General features: G+C 33.0%; 17 protein-coding genes. 12 read left to right on the plus strand and 5 right to left on the minus strand.

Annotated features, from left to right (window positions below):
• Nucleotides 1-76: 76 nt before the first annotated feature.
• From recO to RB618_RS06835, 3 genes are all read left to right on the plus strand, one after another.
• Complete coding sequence (recO, locus tag RB618_RS06825) at nucleotides 77-790, plus strand: DNA repair protein RecO (protein WP_308068069.1); 714 nt, start codon at nucleotides 77-79, stop codon at nucleotides 788-790.
• A 130-nt stretch (nucleotides 791-920) separates the two neighbouring features.
• The gene (gene ileS / locus RB618_RS06830; RefSeq protein ID WP_308068070.1) at nucleotides 921-4322 is read left to right on the plus strand and encodes an isoleucine--tRNA ligase; all 3402 of its coding nucleotides are present in this window, start codon (nucleotides 921-923) and stop codon (nucleotides 4320-4322) included.
• A 6-nt stretch (nucleotides 4323-4328) separates the two neighbouring features.
• Nucleotides 4329-4709, plus strand: coding sequence for a TraR/DksA C4-type zinc finger protein (locus RB618_RS06835; RefSeq protein ID WP_012022792.1), 381 nt, complete (start codon nucleotides 4329-4331; stop codon nucleotides 4707-4709).
• A gap of 262 nt (nucleotides 4710-4971) precedes the next feature.
• On the opposite strand, the gene RB618_RS06840 is transcribed toward RB618_RS06835, so the two are convergent.
• The gene (locus RB618_RS06840) at nucleotides 4972-5352 is read right to left on the minus strand and encodes a hypothetical protein (protein ID WP_111425195.1); all 381 of its coding nucleotides are present in this window, start codon (nucleotides 5350-5352) and stop codon (nucleotides 4972-4974) included.
• 35 nt (nucleotides 5353-5387) lie between these two features.
• Complete coding sequence (locus tag RB618_RS06845) at nucleotides 5388-5744, minus strand: roadblock/LC7 domain-containing protein (RefSeq protein ID WP_308068072.1); 357 nt, start codon at nucleotides 5742-5744, stop codon at nucleotides 5388-5390.
• Nucleotides 5745-5925: 181 nt separating this feature from the next.
• On the opposite strand from RB618_RS06845, the gene RB618_RS06850 reads away from it, so the two are divergent.
• The 7 genes from RB618_RS06850 to RB618_RS06880 all read left to right on the plus strand — a co-directional run bounded on the left by RB618_RS06850 (nucleotide 5926) and on the right by RB618_RS06880 (nucleotide 16825).
• Nucleotides 5926-6141, plus strand: a complete 216-nt coding sequence (locus tag RB618_RS06850; RefSeq protein WP_095928396.1) for a hypothetical protein — start codon at nucleotides 5926-5928, stop codon at nucleotides 6139-6141.
• A 119-nt stretch (nucleotides 6142-6260) separates the two neighbouring features.
• Nucleotides 6261-6860 carry a lipoprotein signal peptidase gene (locus RB618_RS06855; protein WP_308068073.1) on the plus strand — a complete coding sequence of 200 codons (600 nt, stop codon included), beginning with the start codon at nucleotides 6261-6263 and terminating at the stop codon, nucleotides 6858-6860.
• 135 nt (nucleotides 6861-6995) lie between these two features.
• On the plus strand, nucleotides 6996-10154 hold the full coding sequence (locus tag RB618_RS06860; RefSeq protein ID WP_308068074.1) for a UvrD-helicase domain-containing protein: 3159 nt from the start codon (nucleotides 6996-6998) through the stop codon (nucleotides 10152-10154).
• 82 nt (nucleotides 10155-10236) lie between these two features.
• Complete coding sequence (gene kbl, locus RB618_RS06865; RefSeq protein WP_308068075.1) at nucleotides 10237-11430, plus strand: glycine C-acetyltransferase; 1194 nt, start codon at nucleotides 10237-10239, stop codon at nucleotides 11428-11430.
• Nucleotides 11431-11543: 113 nt separating this feature from the next.
• Nucleotides 11544-13025, plus strand: a complete 1482-nt coding sequence (locus RB618_RS06870) for an OmpA family protein (RefSeq protein ID WP_308068076.1) — start codon at nucleotides 11544-11546, stop codon at nucleotides 13023-13025.
• Nucleotides 13026-13088: 63 nt separating this feature from the next.
• On the plus strand, nucleotides 13089-15851 hold the full coding sequence (locus RB618_RS06875; protein ID WP_308068077.1) for a PD-(D/E)XK nuclease family protein: 2763 nt from the start codon (nucleotides 13089-13091) through the stop codon (nucleotides 15849-15851).
• A gap of 356 nt (nucleotides 15852-16207) precedes the next feature.
• Complete coding sequence (locus RB618_RS06880; RefSeq protein ID WP_374121105.1) at nucleotides 16208-16825, plus strand: ATP-binding cassette domain-containing protein; 618 nt, start codon at nucleotides 16208-16210, stop codon at nucleotides 16823-16825.
• A gap of 6 nt (nucleotides 16826-16831) precedes the next feature.
• Here RB618_RS06880 and RB618_RS06885 read toward each other — a convergent pair whose 3' ends face one another.
• Nucleotides 16832-16975, minus strand: coding sequence for a hypothetical protein (locus RB618_RS06885; RefSeq protein WP_308068079.1), 144 nt, complete (start codon nucleotides 16973-16975; stop codon nucleotides 16832-16834).
• Between the two features lie 274 nt (nucleotides 16976-17249).
• Between RB618_RS06885 and RB618_RS06890 the strand changes: the two genes are divergently transcribed.
• On the plus strand, nucleotides 17250-17585 hold the full coding sequence (locus tag RB618_RS06890; protein ID WP_308068080.1) for a hypothetical protein: 336 nt from the start codon (nucleotides 17250-17252) through the stop codon (nucleotides 17583-17585).
• Between the two features lie 25 nt (nucleotides 17586-17610).
• Nucleotides 17611-17985, plus strand: coding sequence for a hypothetical protein (locus tag RB618_RS06895; protein WP_111377493.1), 375 nt, complete (start codon nucleotides 17611-17613; stop codon nucleotides 17983-17985).
• A gap of 84 nt (nucleotides 17986-18069) precedes the next feature.
• Here the strand turns inward: RB618_RS06895 and RB618_RS06900 are convergent, their stop codons facing one another.
• Both RB618_RS06900 and RB618_RS06905 read right to left on the minus strand, forming a co-directional pair.
• The gene (locus RB618_RS06900; protein ID WP_308068224.1) at nucleotides 18070-18846 is read right to left on the minus strand and encodes an alpha/beta hydrolase; all 777 of its coding nucleotides are present in this window, start codon (nucleotides 18844-18846) and stop codon (nucleotides 18070-18072) included.
• Nucleotides 18847-18874: 28 nt separating this feature from the next.
• Nucleotides 18875-19414 carry a sigma-70 family RNA polymerase sigma factor gene (locus RB618_RS06905; protein WP_308068081.1) on the minus strand — a complete coding sequence of 180 codons (540 nt, stop codon included), beginning with the start codon at nucleotides 19412-19414 and terminating at the stop codon, nucleotides 18875-18877.
• Nucleotides 19415-19544: the final 130 nt, after the last annotated feature.

The following is a 19544-nucleotide window of genomic DNA, read 5'->3' on the forward strand; positions in this document are numbered from 1 at the left end:
CAGTTTTCGGTCACAGTCACAGTTTTTAGTTTTGGATAGGAATCTAAAATCTAAAATCTACAATCTAAAATTAAAAATGCTCGTCAAAACCAAAGCCATAGTAATTTCATCTTTAAAGTTTCAAGAAAAAAGCTTGATTGTAAAATGCTTTACACTTTCAAGCGGATTGAAATCTTATTTTGTGCGTGACGCTTTTTCAAGCCGAAAAGCAAGTCAGAAGATTGCTTATTTTCAGCCTTTTTCAATTTTAGAAATCGAAGCAGTTCATAAAAATAAAGGGACGCTTGAAAATTTTAAGGAAATAAAAACGGCTATTCCCTTTCAGAGTATACATACTGATATTGTGAAAAGTACAATGGTAATGTTTCTTTCAGAAATGCTTCATTATTCCATTCAGGAAGAAGAAAAAAACGAACAGCTTTTCCTGTTTTTAGAAACGGCATTAACGTGGTTGGATCATCATGATGAGATTTCTAATTTTCATTTAATCCTGCTTTTAGAAATAACAAAATATCTTGGCTTTTATCCAGATCTTTCAGAAAATAATCTTCCTTTTTTTGAAATGAATGAAGGTGTTTTTACGCTTTTTCAAAATGGAAATGTGTTGCCTGAACACGAAACCAATTTGTTTAAAAAGCTTTTGGATTTAAAATTCGATAACGATCAAAAAATATTTCATGTTTTAGAAAGGCAAATCCTTCTGAAAATTATAATTGATTATTACAGTTTGCATTTGGAAGGATTCAAAAAACCTAAATCTTTAGAGATTTTAAAAGAAGTTTTCTCTTAAACCGATAAAAAGGGCAATATTTGTTGCGGAATCTACTCGAAATTTCCTGAAATCGGTCTTTTTTCCATGATATTTTCTCTATTTTACTCAAAATTCCTTACTTTCGCACCTCGTTTAAGAAAAGGATAAAATGAGTACAAAATTTACTGAATACAAAGGACTTGACTTACCAACTGTAGCGTCTGAAGTTCTTGATTTTTGGAAGAAAGAAAATATATTTGAAAAGAGTGTAACAACTCGCGAAGGTGCTGAACCTTTCGTATTTTTTGAAGGTCCGCCTTCAGCAAACGGATTGCCTGGAATTCACCACGTAATGGCACGTGCGATTAAAGATATTTTTTGCAGATATAAAACTCAAAAAGGTTTTCAAGTAAAAAGAAAAGCCGGATGGGATACTCACGGTTTGCCTGTAGAATTAGGTACTGAAAAAGAATTAGGAATTACAAAAGAAGATATTGGTAAAACCATTTCGATCGAAGAATATAACGAAGCGTGTAAAAAAACCGTTATGCGTTATACTGACGTATGGAATGATTTGACCGAAAAAATGGGGTATTGGGTTGATATGGAAGATCCATATGTGACTTACAAACCAAAATATATGGAATCTGTTTGGTGGCTTTTGAAACAAATCTACGATAAAGGCTTGTTGTACAAAGGATACACGATTCAGCCATATTCTCCGAAAGCAGGAACAGGACTTTCTTCTCACGAAGTAAATCAGCCTGGTGCTTATAGAGATGTTACGGATACTACAATTGTAGCGCAATTCAAAACTTTACCAGAAACTTTACCAAGCTTTTTACAAGGTTTTGGAGATATTCACATTTTAGCTTGGACGACAACGCCTTGGACACTTCCGTCGAATACAGCTTTGACAGTTGGTCCAAAAATCGACTATGTTTTAGTTAAAACTTTCAATCAATATACTTTTGAGCCAATCAATGTTATTTTGGCTAAAAACTTAGTTGGAAAACAATTCGGGAAAGGATATTTCGTAAGCGAAGATGATGCTGATTTTGACAACGTTAAAAACGGCGACAAAAAATTGCCATATAAAATCTTAACTGAGGCAAAAGGAGCAGATTTAGTAGAAATCCGTTACGAGCAATTATTGCCTTATGTATTGCCATATCAAAATGCAGAAAATGCATTTAGAGTAATTTCTGGAGACTTCGTTACAACAGAAGACGGAACAGGAATTGTGCATACAGCTCCGACTTTTGGTGCAGATGATGCTAAAGTTGCTAAAGAAGCAAAACCAGAAGTGCCGCCAATGTTGGTTCTTGACGAAAACGGAACCGCAGTCCCATTAGTAGATTTACAAGGAAAATTCACTTCTCATGTAGGTGATTTAGCTGGTAAATATGTTAAAAACGAATATTACGATGCAGGACAAGCTCCAGAGAAATCTGTTGATGTTGAAATCGCTATTCGTCTTAAAGAAGAAAACAAAGCTTTTAAAGTTGAAAAATACGTGCACAGTTATCCACACAGTTGGAGAACAGACGAGCCGTTACTATACTATCCTCTAGATTCATGGTTCATCAAAGTAACCGATGTAAAAGATAGAATGTTCGACCTGAACGAAACTATCAATTGGAAACCTAAATCTACTGGTGAAGGACGTTTTGGAAATTGGCTTAAAAATGCTAATGATTGGAACTTATCTCGTTCTAGATATTGGGGTATTCCGTTGCCAATTTGGAGAACAGAAGATAAAACGGAAGAAGTTATTATCGGTTCTGTTGAAGAATTGTACAATGCAATCGAAAAATCAATCGAAGCAGGTTTCCAAAAAGAAAATCCATTTAAAGGGTTTGAGATTGGAAATATGTCTGAATCAAACTATGATTTAATTGACTTGCATAAAAATGTTGTTGATGCCATTACTTTAGTTTCTGCTTCTGGGAAACCAATGAAGCGCGAAAGTGATCTAATCGACGTTTGGTTCGATTCTGGAGCAATGCCTTATGCGCAATGGCACTATCCTTTTGAGAACAAAGATAAAATTGATGGAAACAAAGATTTTCCAGCGAACTTCATTGCCGAAGGAGTAGACCAGACACGTGGATGGTTCTATACCTTACATGCTATCGGAACTTTGGTTTTTGATAAAATAGCTTACAAAAATGTAGTTTCAAACGGTCTTGTTTTGGATAAAAATGGAATTAAAATGTCTAAGAGTAAAGGAAATACGATAGACCCATTTAAAACCATTGCAGAAAACGGCCCAGATGCTACACGCTGGTATATGATTATGAATGCAAATCCGTGGGATAACTTGAAGTTTGATCTTGAAGGAATTGCTGAGGTTAAACGTAAATTCTTCGGAACTTTATACAACACATATTCTTTCTTTTCGTTATATGCTAACATCGATGGATTTAAATATGCAGAAGCTGAAATCCCGTTAAACGAAAGACCAGAAATCGATCAATGGATTATTTCTGAATTACATTCGCTAATCAAATTTGTTGACGAATGTTACGAAGATTATGAGCCAACAAAAGCGACAAGAGCCATTTCTGACTTCGTTCAGGAAAACTTAAGTAACTGGTACGTGCGTTTATGCCGTCGTCGTTTCTGGAAAGGAGAATATGCAAAAGATAAAATTGCAGCTTACCAAACGCTTTATACTTGTTTGCTTACAATCAGTAAACTAAGCGCTCCAGTAGCTCCATTTTTTATGGATAAATTATACAGAGATTTGACAGCTTCTACGGGAACCGAGGATTTTGCTAGTGTTCACTTGGCTGAATTCCCGAAATTTGTCGAAAACTTTGTTAATAAAACGTTAGAGAGCAAAATGCAGAAGGCGCAAACGATCTCATCTTTGGTTTTATCACTACGTAAAAAAGAGATGATAAAAGTTCGTCAACCTCTGCAAAAGGTAATGATTCCGGTACTTGACGACAATCAGCGTGCTGAAATCGAGGCTATTTCTGACCTTGTGAAAGCTGAAGTAAACGTAAAAGAAATCGAACTTTTAGACGATGCTTCAGGTATTTTGGTAAAACAAATTAAGCCTAATTTCAAAGCCCTTGGACCACGTTTCGGGAAAGATATGGGTCTGATTTCTAAGGAGATACAAGGTTTTTCTGCAGATCAGATTAATCAGTTAGACAAGCAAGGAACGCTAGATATTGTTATTGCAGGAAATAGTGTAACTTTATCATTAGAAGATGTGGAAATTACATCGCAAGATATCGAAGGATGGTTGGTTGCTAATTCAAACGGAATAACAGTTGCGCTTGATATTACTCTTACCGAAGAATTAAAAAATGAAGGTATCGCTAGAGAATTAGTAAATAGAATACAAAACATTCGTAAAGATTCAGGATTTGAGGTTACGGATAAGATTAAAGTTCAAATAAAGAGAGACGGCATTTTAGAAGATGCAGTTTCGAAAAATGAAGGCTATATTAAGTCTGAAACATTAACAGACGAACTCGTTTTTGCTGACACGTTAGAAAACGGCACAGAAATTGAGTTTGATGACATTAGAACCATTATATTAATTTCAAAATAGTAGAAAATGATAGATGAAATTACAAGATACTCTGATGCTGATTTAGCAGAGTTCAAAGAGATAATCCAAGCAAAAATTAAAAAAGCACAAGAAGATCTTGATTTGATCAAAAGTGCCTATATGAACGATTTGAATAACGGAACTGACGATACTTCTCCAACTTTTAAAGCTTTTGAAGAAGGAAGTGAGACCATGTCTAAAGAAGCAAACTCACAGTTGGCTATCAGACAAGAGAAATTCATTCGTGACTTGAAAAATGCTTTATTCCGTGTAGAAAATAAAACTTACGGCATCTGCAAAGTAACAGGTAAATTAATTAGCAAGGAAAGGCTTAAAATCGTTCCTCATGCAACAATGAGTATCGAAGCTAAAAACTTGCAGAGATAATTATAAAATATCTTTGGATAGAACAAGAAAACGCTCCTTTTTAGGAGCGTTTTTTTTGTTTAATGTTTGATAAGGTTTATGTTTGCTGACATGAATTATTATTGAAAGAAATTATTTATAATTAATCAAAATAAAGTAATTTTTTCAATGATTTATTTTGTAAGAATCAAGCAGGTAAAATTACCTAAGAGTTTTTTCGAATAAGCTCAAAAAAAAACCGCCTTAATATAGGCGGTTTTTGAAAAAGTAAAATTGTTGCATATTATGCTAGATTTTTTTCAACGTCTGCTTTGTGTTTTCTTAAAATAGCTCTTGTCATACCTAAATTTGCTTTTGAAGCATCAGCAGCAAGATAGATCATGAATTTTTTGTTAGGGGAAATATCGATAATGTGAATTTGATTAGATAGTGTAATCAAAATATCTTCGATGTCCTGGTTTAAATTTAGTGCTTTTACAGCGCTCAATTTAGCTTTTACAACTTCTAAGTTATAGGCAGCGGCTAATTCAGGATCAAAACTTGGATCGATAGTTAAATTTCCAAAGCTTAATCCAGACTCAATTTCTGTTACTGCTACAGCGATGAAGCCGTTTACATTGGTTTTCATTTCGTTTAAAAACACGTTTAAAAAATCATTACTCATAGTTCATTTGGGTTATTTGTTAATAGAATTTTATGTTATTTCAATAGAGAATTTTTGCTTAGTTCAATAGAAACCTCTTCTGTAGAGCGCATTAATAATGCAAGATTGCTTCCTTCTTTAGAAAAAGCAACGATAAAGTTAGAACCGCTTATTTTGTTTCCAACAATAACGCCTTCGGCACTTTTTAGGTATAATTGTTTTAAGGAGCCTTTTTCCAAATCAATTAAGAATTTTTCGCTCATAGATAAAATAGCTGCACTCATTGCAGCAATACTGTCGCCATAATCTAGGTTTAAGGAAGTGATAAGTTTTCCCTTTCCATTTAAAATTAATGCTGCAGTAGATTTGGTGCTAACAAGAAAGTCATTCAGTGTAGTTGTGATTTCATTCATGATTTTGTAGGATTTTGGGAGGAATGTTAAATTTAGTTTGTGTTGGTATTCGTTTTTAAAAATTAACGCAAGTTATGCTAAACAAGTGTTAATTTTTATTAACAAATATAAATTAAATTATGTATCATTGTAGTACCAAATCAGTAATAATTTTAATTATTTACGACGAAAAACTTACATTATGGCTAAAGTATTGAAATTCAAGGAAGTAAACTCAGATGTAGAGCGCAGAATGAAAGAATTTGAAAAACTGCGTGTTAAATTTAAAGCAGATGTAAAAAAGGGCGAAGCTAAGAAACTGGCTGCCGGAAAAGAAAGCAAAGGAATCTTCAAGTCAATTTCAGAATTTTTCTCCGACAGCCCGAAAACGCCAGCAAAAGCTGCTGTAAAAAAATAAACTTTACTAGGTTTAGATTAGCAGATAAACTTGTTTAGTTTGTTAGAAAAGAATTAACGCTCCTTTAGGAGCGTTTTTTTTGATTTAATTGCTATTTTTGCCCATCAAAAAATCATAAAATGTCATTACGAAAAGCGTATTTCCTTATATTTCTAGTTTTAATTGTTGATCAGCTTTCAAAAATTTATGTCAAAACAAATTTTGTGCTTGGCGAAGAAGTTGTAATTGCTGATTGGTTTAGAATTCATTTTATTGAAAATGAAGGGATGGCTTGGGGAACAAAAATACCAGGGGAGTACGGAAAGTTAATTCTAACTGTTTTTAGAATTTTTGCTGTTTTCGGAATTGGCTGGTGGCTTTCTGATTCTATAAAAAAACGTCACTCTACATATTTAGTGGTTGCTATTGCACTAATCTTTGCAGGAGCAGCTGGAAATATTATTGATTCAGTTTTTTACGGAGTTATTTTTGATGACAGTACACATAATCTTGCGACAATTTTTTCTCCAGCTCCATACGGAACTTGGTTTCACGGTCTGGTAGTGGATATGTTTTATTTTCCTATTTGGGAAGGAAATCTTCCAGAATGGCTTCCAATATTTGGAGGAAAACATTTTGCTTTCTTTAATGCTATTTTTAATGTTGCCGATGTGGCAATTTCTACAGGTGTAGGAATACTTTTGGTTTTTAATAAAAGAGCCTTTCCTAAACACGCATAAATTCCAAAGTTTACCAAATTCCAAATTCCAATATTTAGAGCATTCGCAATAAATAGATATTGGAATTTGGAATTTTTCATTATTGGCATTTGATATTATTGTATTATTTTTACAATACCAAAAAAAATCAAAACTATGCAAAGTCCGTCTTTTTCCATTTATGATGCTTCTGCGGGATCAGGAAAGACGTATACATTGGTAAAAGAATATTTGAAAATTATTCTTTCTTCTCCAAAAAACGATGCATATAGAAATATTCTAGCAATAACATTTACCAATAAAGCGGTTCATGAAATGAAAAGCCGTATTGTTGGAAGTTTGTCTGAATTTGCAAAAGACGATCCATCTCCAAAAGCGGTTGATTTGATGGAAGACCTGTCGCGTGATACGGGGCTTTCAATTATTAAAATTAAAACCAAATCGCAGCAAATCATCAAGCACCTGATTCATAATTATGCTGCTTTTGATATCTCTACCATTGATAAATTTACCCATAAAGTTATTCGTGCTTTTGCTCACGATTTAAATCTGCCTATGACTTTTGAGGTAACTCTGGATACCGAAAATTTATTGGTTGAAGCTGTTGATGCCATAATTGCACAAGCGGGTGAAGATGAAACTTTGACCAAATTACTCATCGATTTCACAATGGAAAAAACCGATGACGACAAAAGCTGGGATATTTCTCGTGAAATTCTTGATACAGGAAGATTGGTTTTGAATGAAAACAATCGAAATGAAATTCTGCATTTTCAAAATAAAACAATTGGAGAGTTTGTCGAAATTAAAAAGAAAATGCAGGCGCTTTGCAAAGAATTGGAAGGAACCAATGAGGGGCTTGCAACGAAAGCAATCGAATTGATTGATAAAAACGGAATTGATCCCAAATCATTTTCAAGAGGAACTTTTCCAAACCATTTGGAAAGTATTCGAAGCGGAAAATTCAATCCGAAAAATAAAACCTTTCATGAGTTTGATGATATTGCCATTAATAAAACGGCAAAGGATCGAGCTTTAATCGAAAACATTATACCTGATCTTCTTCGGATATTGAAAGAGGTTTATCAGAATTTTGAAAAAAGAGATTTTTATAAAGCCTTTTTAAAAAATATTACTCCGCTTTCTTTACTGAATACAGTGAGTAATGAACTTGCCAAAATTCAGTCTGAACAAAATGTTTTGTCTATTTCAGAATTCAATGCAATAATTCACCGTGAAATTCAGAATCAGCCAGCGCCGTTTATTTATGAGCGTTTGGGTGAGCGTTATCGTAATTTCTTTATTGACGAATTTCAAGATACATCTGAAATGCAATGGCAGAACTTGATTCCGCTGATTGATAATTCGCTCTCAGGTTTAGACGATTTTGGAAATAAAGGAACTTTGATGATTGTTGGAGATCCTAAACAATCCATTTATCGCTGGCGCGGAGGAAAAGCAGAACAGTTTATTGAGTTAAGTAAAGAGGATGTGACTTTTTTTCATCATGAAAAAAAAGTGAAGCATTTAGATACCAATTATAGAAGTTATAGTGAGGTAATTGAATTTAATAATGCTTTCTTTAAATTGATTTCGGCCGAATTTACAAATCAAGATTATAAGGATTTATACGAGAATCATAGTTTTCAGAATACCAATTCGAAAAAAGGCGGTTATGTAAATGTTTCTTTTTTGCCGATTGTTGAGAAAAATGAATTCGCAGACGAAGAAGAAGTTATAGAAAAATCTGATTTGTATGTTCTGGCAACTTTAAATACGATCCGAGAAGTAGTTAAACAAGGTTTTGAATATAAAGATATCGTAATTCTGACTAGAAAAAGAGATCAGGGAATTGCAGTTGCCAATTATTTGACAGAACAAGGCGTTCCACTTTTGTCTTCAGAAACATTGATGATTCAGAATGCGTCAGAAGTTCGGCTGATCATTCATCTTCTTAGATATTTAAATAATAGCTCAGATCTAGAATCAAAAGCTAATTTTTTACATTTCTTAGCTTCCACAAAGGATTTGTCTATGCCTATTCATGATTTTATTGCGATGGGAATGAATCATAGATTTGAAAAGGAATTTGAAGAATGGCTCTTAACGTTTGATGTTTCTTTTTCTTTTGAGGATGTTAGAAAAAAATCTTTGTATGAAGCGGTAGAAATTATTATTTCTAAATTCATTCTTCCGTCAGAAGGAAATGCTTATGTGCAGTTTTTTCTGGATATAGTTTTGGAAAGAGATATTAGGAACCAAGCCGGAGTTGCAGATTTTTTAATTTTCTGGGATAAGAATTCAGAGAAATTTAGCATTCCGTCTCCAGAGGGAAATAATGCTGTTCGAATTATGACTATTCATAAATCAAAAGGTTTGGAATTTCCAGTTGTAATTATGCCTTTTGCCGATGAAGATTATAATCGAAAGCCAAAAGACAAATTGTGGCTCGACACCGAAGAAATAGATTTAGGGGTTCCAAAAGCATTAGTTGATAATAGTAGTGCTGTTGAAAGTTTTGGCGAAAGTGCATCCGCAGTTTTTAATTTGAAAAAGCAGGAAGAACTTTTAGATAATATAAATGTGCTTTATGTTGCTTTGACTCGCGCGGAAGAACAATTGTATGTGATTTCTCAATCGCTAAAAGCCAAAAGTGATGGTGAATATCCAAATAATATGGCTTCTTTTTTTATTAAATTCCTGATCAATCAAGGGAATTATGAAGAAGAAAAATTAAATTATGAGTTTGGGAATAAAACTCGATTATCAAAAAATACTCATACAGTTGATATTGTTAAGTCTATCCCGGTTGTGCGGGAGGTTTTAAATCCAAAAAATATTAAAATTGCGCAACGTGAAGCCTTGATGTGGGGGACGCATCAACAAGAAGCTATTTCGTATGGAAACATTGTTCATGAGATTTTGGCTTTTGTTAAAGATAAATCAGATGTTGATTTAGCAGTTACGAAATCACTTGAAAACGGTTTGATAACTTATGATCAAGTTGATCAGGTTTTGAAAACTTTAAAAGAAATTGTAAATCATCCAGAACTGAATGTTTGTTTTGATGGAAAAGATACAGTTTTAAATGAGCAGACTATAGTTCAAAAAGAAGGAAGAATTTTAAAGCCAGACCGCGTCGTGTTTTTGGAAGATAAAAAAGCCTATTTGTTAGATTATAAAACAGGAGTTGCAAATACGAAATATCCGCAGCAGATTCAGGAGTATCAAGATGCAATTGAAGATTTAGGATACAAGGTGTTAAAAAAAGCTCTAGTATATATAGGAACGGAAATTGAAGTAGTAAATTTGTGAAAAAATTAATCAGATGTTAAAGAAAAAACGAAGCTTTATTATGGTTAAGTTGTTAATTTTTAACGTTTTAAATAAATAAAAAATGTACGGTAAAATAAAAGAACACCTGCAAAAAGAATTGCAGACAATTGAAGAGAATGGAATCTTCAAAAAAGAAAGAATTATTACTTCTCCACAAGGTGCTGAAATCACAATTTCGACAGGAGAAACAGTATTGAATTTTTGTGCAAATAATTATTTAGGTCTTTCTTCGCATCCAGAGGTAGTGCAAGCGGCAAAAGATGCAATGGATACACATGGTTTCGGAATGTCGTCTGTGCGTTTTATCTGCGGTACACAGGATATTCATAAAACATTAGAAAAAAAGATTGCTGATTTTTACGGTACAGAAGATACTATTTTATATGCTGCGGCTTTTGATGCAAATGGCGGTGTGTTTGAGCCTTTGTTGGGAGAAAATGATGCGATTATTTCAGATAGTTTGAATCATGCGTCTATTATTGATGGCGTTCGTTTATGTAAAGCAGCTCGTTATCGTTATGAAAACAATAATATGGAAGATCTGGAGCAACAGTTGATCAAAGCAAATGAAGTTGGGGCTCGTTTTAAATTGATTGTAACTGATGGTGTTTTCTCTATGGATGGATTAGTTGCGCCATTAGATAAAATTTGTGACTTGGCTGATAAATATGATGCTATGGTAATGGTAGACGAGTGTCATGCGGCTGGTTTTATTGGAGCGACTGGAAAAGGAACTCTTGAAGCAAAAGGAGTAATGGGAAGAGTCGATATTATTACAGGAACTCTTGGAAAAGCTTTAGGTGGAGCAATGGGAGGATATACCACTGCTAAAAAAGAGATTATAGAATTGTTGCGTCAACGCTCTAGACCTTATTTATTTTCAAATTCACTGGCACCTGCAATTGTTGGAGCTTCAATAAAAGTATTTGAATTATTAGAAAAGGATACAACGCTTCGTGATAAGTTAGAATGGAATACAAACTATTTTAAGGAAGGCATGAAAAAAGCAGGCTTTGATATTATTGATGGAGATTCTGCAATTGTTCCTGTTATGCTGTACGATGCAAAATTGTCTCAAACGATGGCAAACGAACTTTTGAAACAGGGAATTTATGTTATTGGATTTTTCTTTCCAGTGGTTCCAAAAGATAAGGCTAGAATACGAGTACAATTATCTGCAGCGCATGAAAAAGAGCACTTGGATAAAGCTATAAATGCCTTCACAGTTGTCGGTAAAATGTTAAAAGTTATATAATTACCACTTCCGTTAAATTTTTGTAGGTTTTTTTTAACATTTCATTTTGTATTTAAAAAATTTGGTGTTACTTTTGCTTGTAATTAACTAAATTGTAATTAAAAAAATTAAGTATGAAACATCTTAACAAACTTTTAGTTGCTGTATTGATGGCGATGGGTTTAAGTTCTCACGCGCAAGACAGTAACAATCCATGGGCGATCTCTTTCGGGGTTAATGCTGTGGATACTAGAACAAGTTCAGGAGCTGGTAGTGGATTTTTCGATCAGCACTTCTCTCAGCCATTCGCTGTAAAAGACAACTGGAATATTCTTCCTTCTCTATCTTACATTGGTGTAAATAGATATGTAGGACATGGTTTTTCTGTTGGTTTACAAGGATCAGTAAACAAAATTGATAAAGCAGTTTATTTTAGACCAAGTGCTGCAGGGCACGATGGAAGAGGTAACGTTGTAACAAATCCTGGGGACTTAATGTACTACGGAATTGATGCTACTGTTAAATACAGCTTCCAAGAATTAATCAAATCTAAAGTAATCGATCCTTCGTTATCTGTTGGTGGAGGTTATACTTTCTTAGGAGATGATAGTTTTGGAACTGTTAATCCAGGAGCTGGAGTTACTTTCTGGTTTACAGATGCTATTGGTCTTGAGCTTGCTACAAGATACAAATGGGCTGTTGCTGCTGGTTCAGGAGACAATCCAGGAAGAAATGACTACAATGGAGAAATTGATACTCCATCTCACTTCCAACACACTGCAGGTTTGATTTTCAAATTCGGAGGTAAAGATACTGACGGAGACGGAATCTATGACAAAGATGATGCTTGTCCAGATGTTGCTGGTTTAAAACAATTCAACGGATGTCCTGATACTGACGGTGACGGAATCGTTGATGCTTCTGATGCTTGTCCAGATGTATTTGGTTTAGCTGCATTAAACGGATGTCCTGATACTGACGGAGACGGAATTGCTGATAAAGATGATGCTTGTCCAGATGTTGCTGGTTTAGCTGCATTAAAAGGTTGTCCTGATACTGACGGTGACGGAATCGCTGATAAAGACGATAAATGTCCTACAGTTGCTGGTCCTAAAGAAAACGGTGGTTGCCCATTCTTAGATGCTGATAAAGATGGTGTTGCTGACAAAGATGACGACTGTCCTACAGTTGCAGGTCCTGCTAGTAACAGAGGATGTCCAGAAGTAACTTCTGAGGCGTTAGAAGATCTTAAAGTTCAAGCTAGAGCGGTATACTTCAACTCAGGAAAAGCTACTTTCAAAACTGGAGATAAAGAAACTCAAGCTAGATTAGATGCTATTAAAGAAATCCTTAAAAACTATCCAAACGCGAAATTCTCTATCGAAGGACACACAGATAGTACAGGTTCTGCTAAAATCAACCAAAAACTTTCTGAAGAAAGAGCTAAGGCTGTTTTAGATGCATTAGTTCAAAGAGGTGTTAACCCAGAGAACTTAGAATCTAAAGGATTTGGAGCTAGCCAACCAGTTGCAAGTAACAAAACTGCTGCAGGTAAAGCACAAAACAGAAGAACTGAAATTAGACACATTGGTTCTAAATACCAAGGTAAACTATAATTAGTTTTCTAAATAAATATGAAAAGCCATTCTTAATTGAATGGCTTTTTTTATTTTTATACTATGATAAATGATTCTTTTCTTCAAAAAATTGCATCTGTTGTAATTCAGGATTATGCAGAAAAATTTTCTGAACTGACTATAATTCTTCCTAATAAAAGAGCTAAAGTTTTCTTGATTGAGGCGCTTAAAAAAGCAACTTCAAAAACTATAATTGCACCTCAGATTACAAGTATAGAAGACTTTGTTCAAGATGTTGCTTCAATTCGTTCTGTTGATTCGATTGAGCTTTTGTTTGAATTTTATGAGGTTTATTTGTCTATTACAGAAAAGAAACAACAGCAATCTTTTGAGTTATTTGCAAATTGGGCCAAAACTCTTCTCCAAGATTTTAATGAAATCGACCGATACCTTTTAGATCCTTCGCATGTTTTGTCTTATTTGAAAGATATTGAGGATATAAAAAGATGGGGGCTAGAAGTGGATCAAAAAACAAAACTTCTTGAAAATTATATTGATTTTTGGAAGTTGCTTCCGTTGTACTATGAATCGCTTTATAGTCATATGCTTTTTAAGTCAATTGGATATCAAGGTTTGGTTTATAGAGAAGCTGTAAATAATCTTAATCATTTTTCAAACACTATTGGAAATCGCACTTTTATTTTTGCGGGTTTTAATGCTTTGAATGCAGCAGAAGAAAAAATAGTGCAGCATTTAATTGCTTTGGATCAAGCTAAAATTTATTGGGATGCCGATCAGGCTTTTCTTAATGACCCGTATCATGATGCCGGATTGTTTTTAAGACGTTTTAAGGAAAGTTGGAAACATTATAAATCACATGTTTTTGAATGGATTGTCGATGATTTTTCGCAATCAAAAAACATTCAAGTTATTGGGACTCCAAAAACAATTGGACAGGCAAAACTGGCAGGTAGCATTATTGAGAATTTAATAGATCAAAATCCTGACGCTTCGTTAGATAAAGTTGCAGTGGTACTTGGTGAGGAAAATTTGTTGGTTCCGGTCTTATATTCGCTTCCCTCTTCTGTTGGAGCTTTAAATATTACGATGGGATATTCTGGAAAAAATAATCCCTCGCAAATATTTGTTGCTAAATTATTTAAAATGCATACCAATGCACTTTCTCGCAAGGGTGGCAGTTATGTTTTTTATTATAAAGATGTGCTTGATGTTTTAACGCATCCGCTGGTTGAGCCATACGCAAACACACAAAGATTAGTGAGGATTATAAAAGAGAATAATTATACTTTTATTACACATCAGAAAATTTTGGAACTTCATGCTGAGTCTTCCATTTTTTTTAATTTGCTATTTGAAAAATGGGAAAATGGTTCTATTGCGGTTTTAAGAAATATTTCAGCTTTGTTGATTGCAATTAAAGATCATTTTAGCAATGATAATGAAGAAGAAAAAATTGCGAAAGCTTTTGTTTATGGAGTGTTTAAAGTAATTAATAAGCTTATAAATTATTATTCCAAACATCATCATATTGATAATATAGATACACTTCATTCAATTTATAAGCAAATTATAGATCTGGCGGAAGTGTCTTTTGAAGGTGAGCCATTACGTGGTTTACAGATTATGGGGGTTTTAGAAAGTCGTGTTTTGGACTTTGAGACTGTGATTATAACTTCTATGAATGAAGGTAAATTTCCTGCTGGAAAATCCCAGAATTCATTTATCCCTTATGATGTAAAAAGAGAGCTCGGACTTCCAACTTTTAAAGAGAAAGACGCAATTTATACCTACCATTTTTATCACTTATTGCAAAGAGCTAAAAATATTTATTTGATTTACAATACTGAAAATGACGGATTGGACGCTGGAGAACGAAGCCGTTTTATTACGCAGTTAGAAGTGGAAAAAAAATCACGCCATAATCTTACTTTTGATATTTATAATCCGGAACTGCCAAGTACGGCTTACGAGCCTATTTCTGTTCCGAAATCTGAGTTGGTGATGGATCGTTTAAAGGAAATTGCAGTTAACGGTTTTTCTCCATCGGCATTGACAAGTTATATTCGAAATCCGATTGAGTTTTATTTTCAGAAGATATTGAGAATTCGTGAAGTGGAAGAAGTTGAAGAAAATATTGCTTTGAATACTTTGGGAACGATTATTCATGAAACATTAAAAACGCTGTATGAACCTTTTATTGGAAAATTTATTTCTGAGAATGATCTTTTAAATTGTTTTAAGTTATTGGATGATGAAGTTCTGAATCAATTTAAATTGGTTTATAAAGAGGGAGAAATAAAGAAAGGGCGAAACCTTTTGGCTTTTGAAGTGGCAAAACGAAATGTTTCTAATTTTCTGAAAATGGAATTGGAGTCAGTAAAGAATAATGAGGCAATTCAGATTATTGCTTTAGAGCAGACTTTTGAACGTGAGTTTGTTCATCCTAAATTGCCGTTTCCTGTTTTAATTAAAGGAAATGTCGATCGTATAGAACGTCGAGATGGGAAAATTCGAATTATTGATTATAAGACAGGAAAAGTTGAGAAATCTAATGTTATCTTGAAAACATGGAACGGATTGACTCAAGAGCTTAAAAACGATAAAATCATTCAGGTTTTGGCATATGCTTATATGTTTGAAAAAGAAGCTGGAGGTCTTCCGATTGAAGTAGGAATTATTTCGTTCAAAAACCTAAAATCTGGCTTTCTACCTTTTGGGTTTAAAGAAGAGAAAGATTTAGATGTTATAGTGACATCGCAGATACTACATTTTTATTTAGAAGAAATTGCCAATTTGCTAGGAGAAATTTTTGATATTAATATTCCTTTTGAGGAAAAAATCTAGACTATTTCTATCAGAAAATTTCAAAACATATTTGAGTTTTATAAGTCAACTTTGATTGTAAATTTGGCGATCTCTGCTGTTGCGTTTTCTTTTGGAGGGCTTGGCCATTTTTTGTTGATGATAGCTACAGTAGGTTTTGCATCAAGTATTGGATTTAAAGAAATGTATCGCCAAAATGAATATTTATTTTATATGAATAATGGTTTTTCGAAAAGAAGACTTTTGCTTTATTGTTTCTTACTCAATTTTGCAATTGTGTTTTTGTTTGCTGTCGCGCTAATTTCAATTCAAAAAATATTTTGAAAAAACATATTCTTGAAATAAGTGGTATTCAAAAAAGTTTTAATGATAAATTATTGCTTTCAGATATTTATTTGAAATTGGAAACTGGTCAAATAATTGGTTTGTTTGGTAGAAATGGCTCGGGAAAATCTACATTATTGAAGATTATATTCGGGATAGTGCCTGCTATAGATAAAAGTATTTTTATTAACGGAATTTCGAGGAATAATTCTTCTATGTTGTTAAATGAAATTAGTTATCTGCATCAAAACCAATTTATTCCAAATCATTTTTTGGTTTTTCAAACCATTCGGTTGTCTGTCGATAAACAAAAAGTATTTGTTTTTTGCGAAGATGATTTTTTAAAACCTCTTTTAAATCAAAAAATTAAGGATTTGTCTTTTGGAGAATTGCGCTATCTTCAGGTTAAATTGATGTTTTTTAATCAATCAAAATTTGTATTGCTGGATGAACCGTTTAGTGGTTTATCTCCAAAAATGACTGAGATTGTAAAGCTGTTAATTAAAGAAAATTCTGAAGAAAAAGGGATTCTTCTTGCTGATCACAATTATAAAAGTGTGATGGAAATTGCAACAGATTTAAGAATGTTAAAGGAGGGTAAGTTGCGGGTAATCAATAAAAAAGCCGAACTTGTCAGTGAGGGTTATTTGGCAAATCCGGCAATTTTTTAGGCGTTATTAGCTGAATATTTTTTTAAAAAAACCTTTTTTGGATTTTTCCTCGGAAGTTGTAGTATTAATGTGTCCGTTTTCAAAACGAAATCTTCTAAACTTCTCCAATTTTACATTTAAGTCAAAGCGTAATTCGTCAACAGTTTTCATGTTTAATAAATTTTTTTGCAAAGCTATAGAAAAACTTCTGTCAAATGCAATAATCTGCAAATGTTAATTTTAGAAATGAGTTTTGTTAAGTAAAATGTTACGTTTTTAGTATTATTTGCTTTTTATGTTAATTTTTTTTGCGTTTTTTTTGCAAAAAAATAGGATTAATTAAGTGATAAATAAAAGTGCTTCAGTACGTTATACTGCATCTTTTTTTAACAAGTGTTTATCGCACAATTGCTAATATTAAAATATCTTTGGCGCTTCCAAAAACATGACAAATAAGAATATGATTGATTTACAAACACTGGTAGAAGAGACTGGCGCAGAGTCTGGACTAAGTTTTAATATTGATGGCATTTTAAATGAGTCTGTGAATTTAGAATATGACGGAAATGTAGCAGCAATGATCGGAATGATCTTGAAGATGTGCCTTGAAATGTCAGAAGACGTTAACAATGGAGATCTTAAGCAAGTTATGATCAAAAATAATGACGGAATTGTTGTAGCAAGCAAAAATCAAGATGATAATTGCATCGCGTTGCTTTCTAAAGATTTAAGTAAAATGGGTCTGTTGCTGAGAAGAATGGATTCTGTTTTTAACAACTAATTTAAAACCAAATATTTTAATACACATGTCAGATTTTTTGCAAAACTTTCAAAACGATTTAAAAGAAAATATCAACGGATTTATTGCTGTTTCGGTTACAGAAGTTGAAACAGGAATGTCTTACTGCTCGTTGACAGTAAAATCTGATTTTGATCCAGAATTGGCTTCTGCTTATAATTTAGAAGTTGTAAAAGCTAAATTAAATGCTATTAAGGCTTTAGGGCTAAATCAGAAAATTAATGATATTTTAATTACCCTTACAGATCAGATTCATATTATTGATGTTTCTGAAGATGGTAGATATTTTATCTACTTGGCAGTAGATTCTACTAAAGCAAATCTTGGCTTAACAAGAGCGACTTTATCTAAATACAAGAAAGACATTACTTCAAAGTTATAACGATATTTTGCCCCCAAGAATGAGAAAAAGGCTGTTTCAACTTTAGGTTAGAAATGGCCTTTTTTGATTTTATACTTTTGTTTTTTATTCAAAGAAATTTAGTAAAACCGTTTTTAATGCTTCTTTGTTCTCAATTTGGCTCATGTGCCCGTCCTCAAAAGAAACTAATTCAGCGGTGGTATCTTCTATTTGAGAAAGGCTTTCTTCATAATTTAAAACAGGGTCTTTTTTTCCTAGTATAAATAGAATCGGAAACAAGTTTTTGCGGACCAATTCTTCTCGGTCTTTTCTAATTTTCATTCCTTCTTGAGAGGCAATGATTCCTTGCAAAGGTGTTTTTAAGGCCTCTGTTTTTACTTTCTCAATTTCTTCAGCCAATCGTATTCTATTGTTTTCGCTAAATAAGTTTGCAATTGCTAAACTTACAAAACTCACATAATTTTGTTTGACAGCTTTAATGGCGCGAGTTCTATTTAGTTTTCTTTCTTCGCTATCTTCTTTAGAAGTTGAGTTCAATAAAACTAATTTTTGAATTTTTTCTGGATATAATTCGGCGAAAGCCAAGCCAACATAGCCTCCCATTGAATGTCCAACAATAATAGCTTTTTCGATATTCAGATGTTTTAGAACTTCATTTACAGCACTAGCATTGTCTTCCATTTTATGAACATAACCTAAACAGTCAGATTCGCCATGCCCCAATAGATCGATTGTTACAACGCGATATTTTTCTGAGAACAAATCAGCGTATTCTGACCACATTTTTTTGTTTTCAAGAAAGCCGTGAAGTAAAACGATTGTTCTTCCTTTTCCAGTATCAGAGTAGGAAATTTTGGTGTTTTTGTAAAGAGTATAATTCAAAACGGATATTTTATACTGCAAAAATAAGCTATTTTATAAGCCAGATGAAATATAAAATGAGATTTAAATGAGAAGTCTTTTGCGATTCTCTCAACGAAGCGTATGCCCTTTTCATCTGAGTTTTTACTGTATTTATTGAGATATTCTGGTCTTCTGCAATTTCTGCATAGCTAAGTCCTTCAACAACATGGGATATGAAAATTTCTCTTCTGGCTTGTGGAATCTTTTCGACTAGAGTCTGAATTTGAGGTTTTTTGTTTTCCTCTATATTTTCAAATATGTTTTGTTCTTCAGATTTTGGAAGAACAATTTTTTTGGTTTGAAGGCTGATTGTTTTGTGTTTTTCTAAATATTGAAGACTTAAATTTTTTATTGCTTTTGATCCATAAGCTTTAAATGAAACAGTAAAGTTTAGTTCTTCTTTTTCCCATAAATAAATAAAAAAATCTTGAACAATATCATTCGCAACATCTTTGTCCTTGACTATGTTGAAAGAAGTCAAGGAGAAAAAGACAAAATGTTCTTTGTATAAGGCTTCAAATATTTTTAAATCTTTATGATTTAACATTAAAAAAATGACATTTATTGTTTTGTAATGGATTACACAGTGCCAAATGTAAAATAAAAACTTAATTTTTTTTCATAATGTGTAAAAAAAATCAAAAAATATTGATTTGTTGTCACCCTAAAAAACTTTT

This window comes from Flavobacterium sp. LHD-85 (genome assembly GCF_030929595.1).
In the GTDB taxonomy this organism is placed as follows: domain Bacteria; phylum Bacteroidota; class Bacteroidia; order Flavobacteriales; family Flavobacteriaceae; genus Flavobacterium.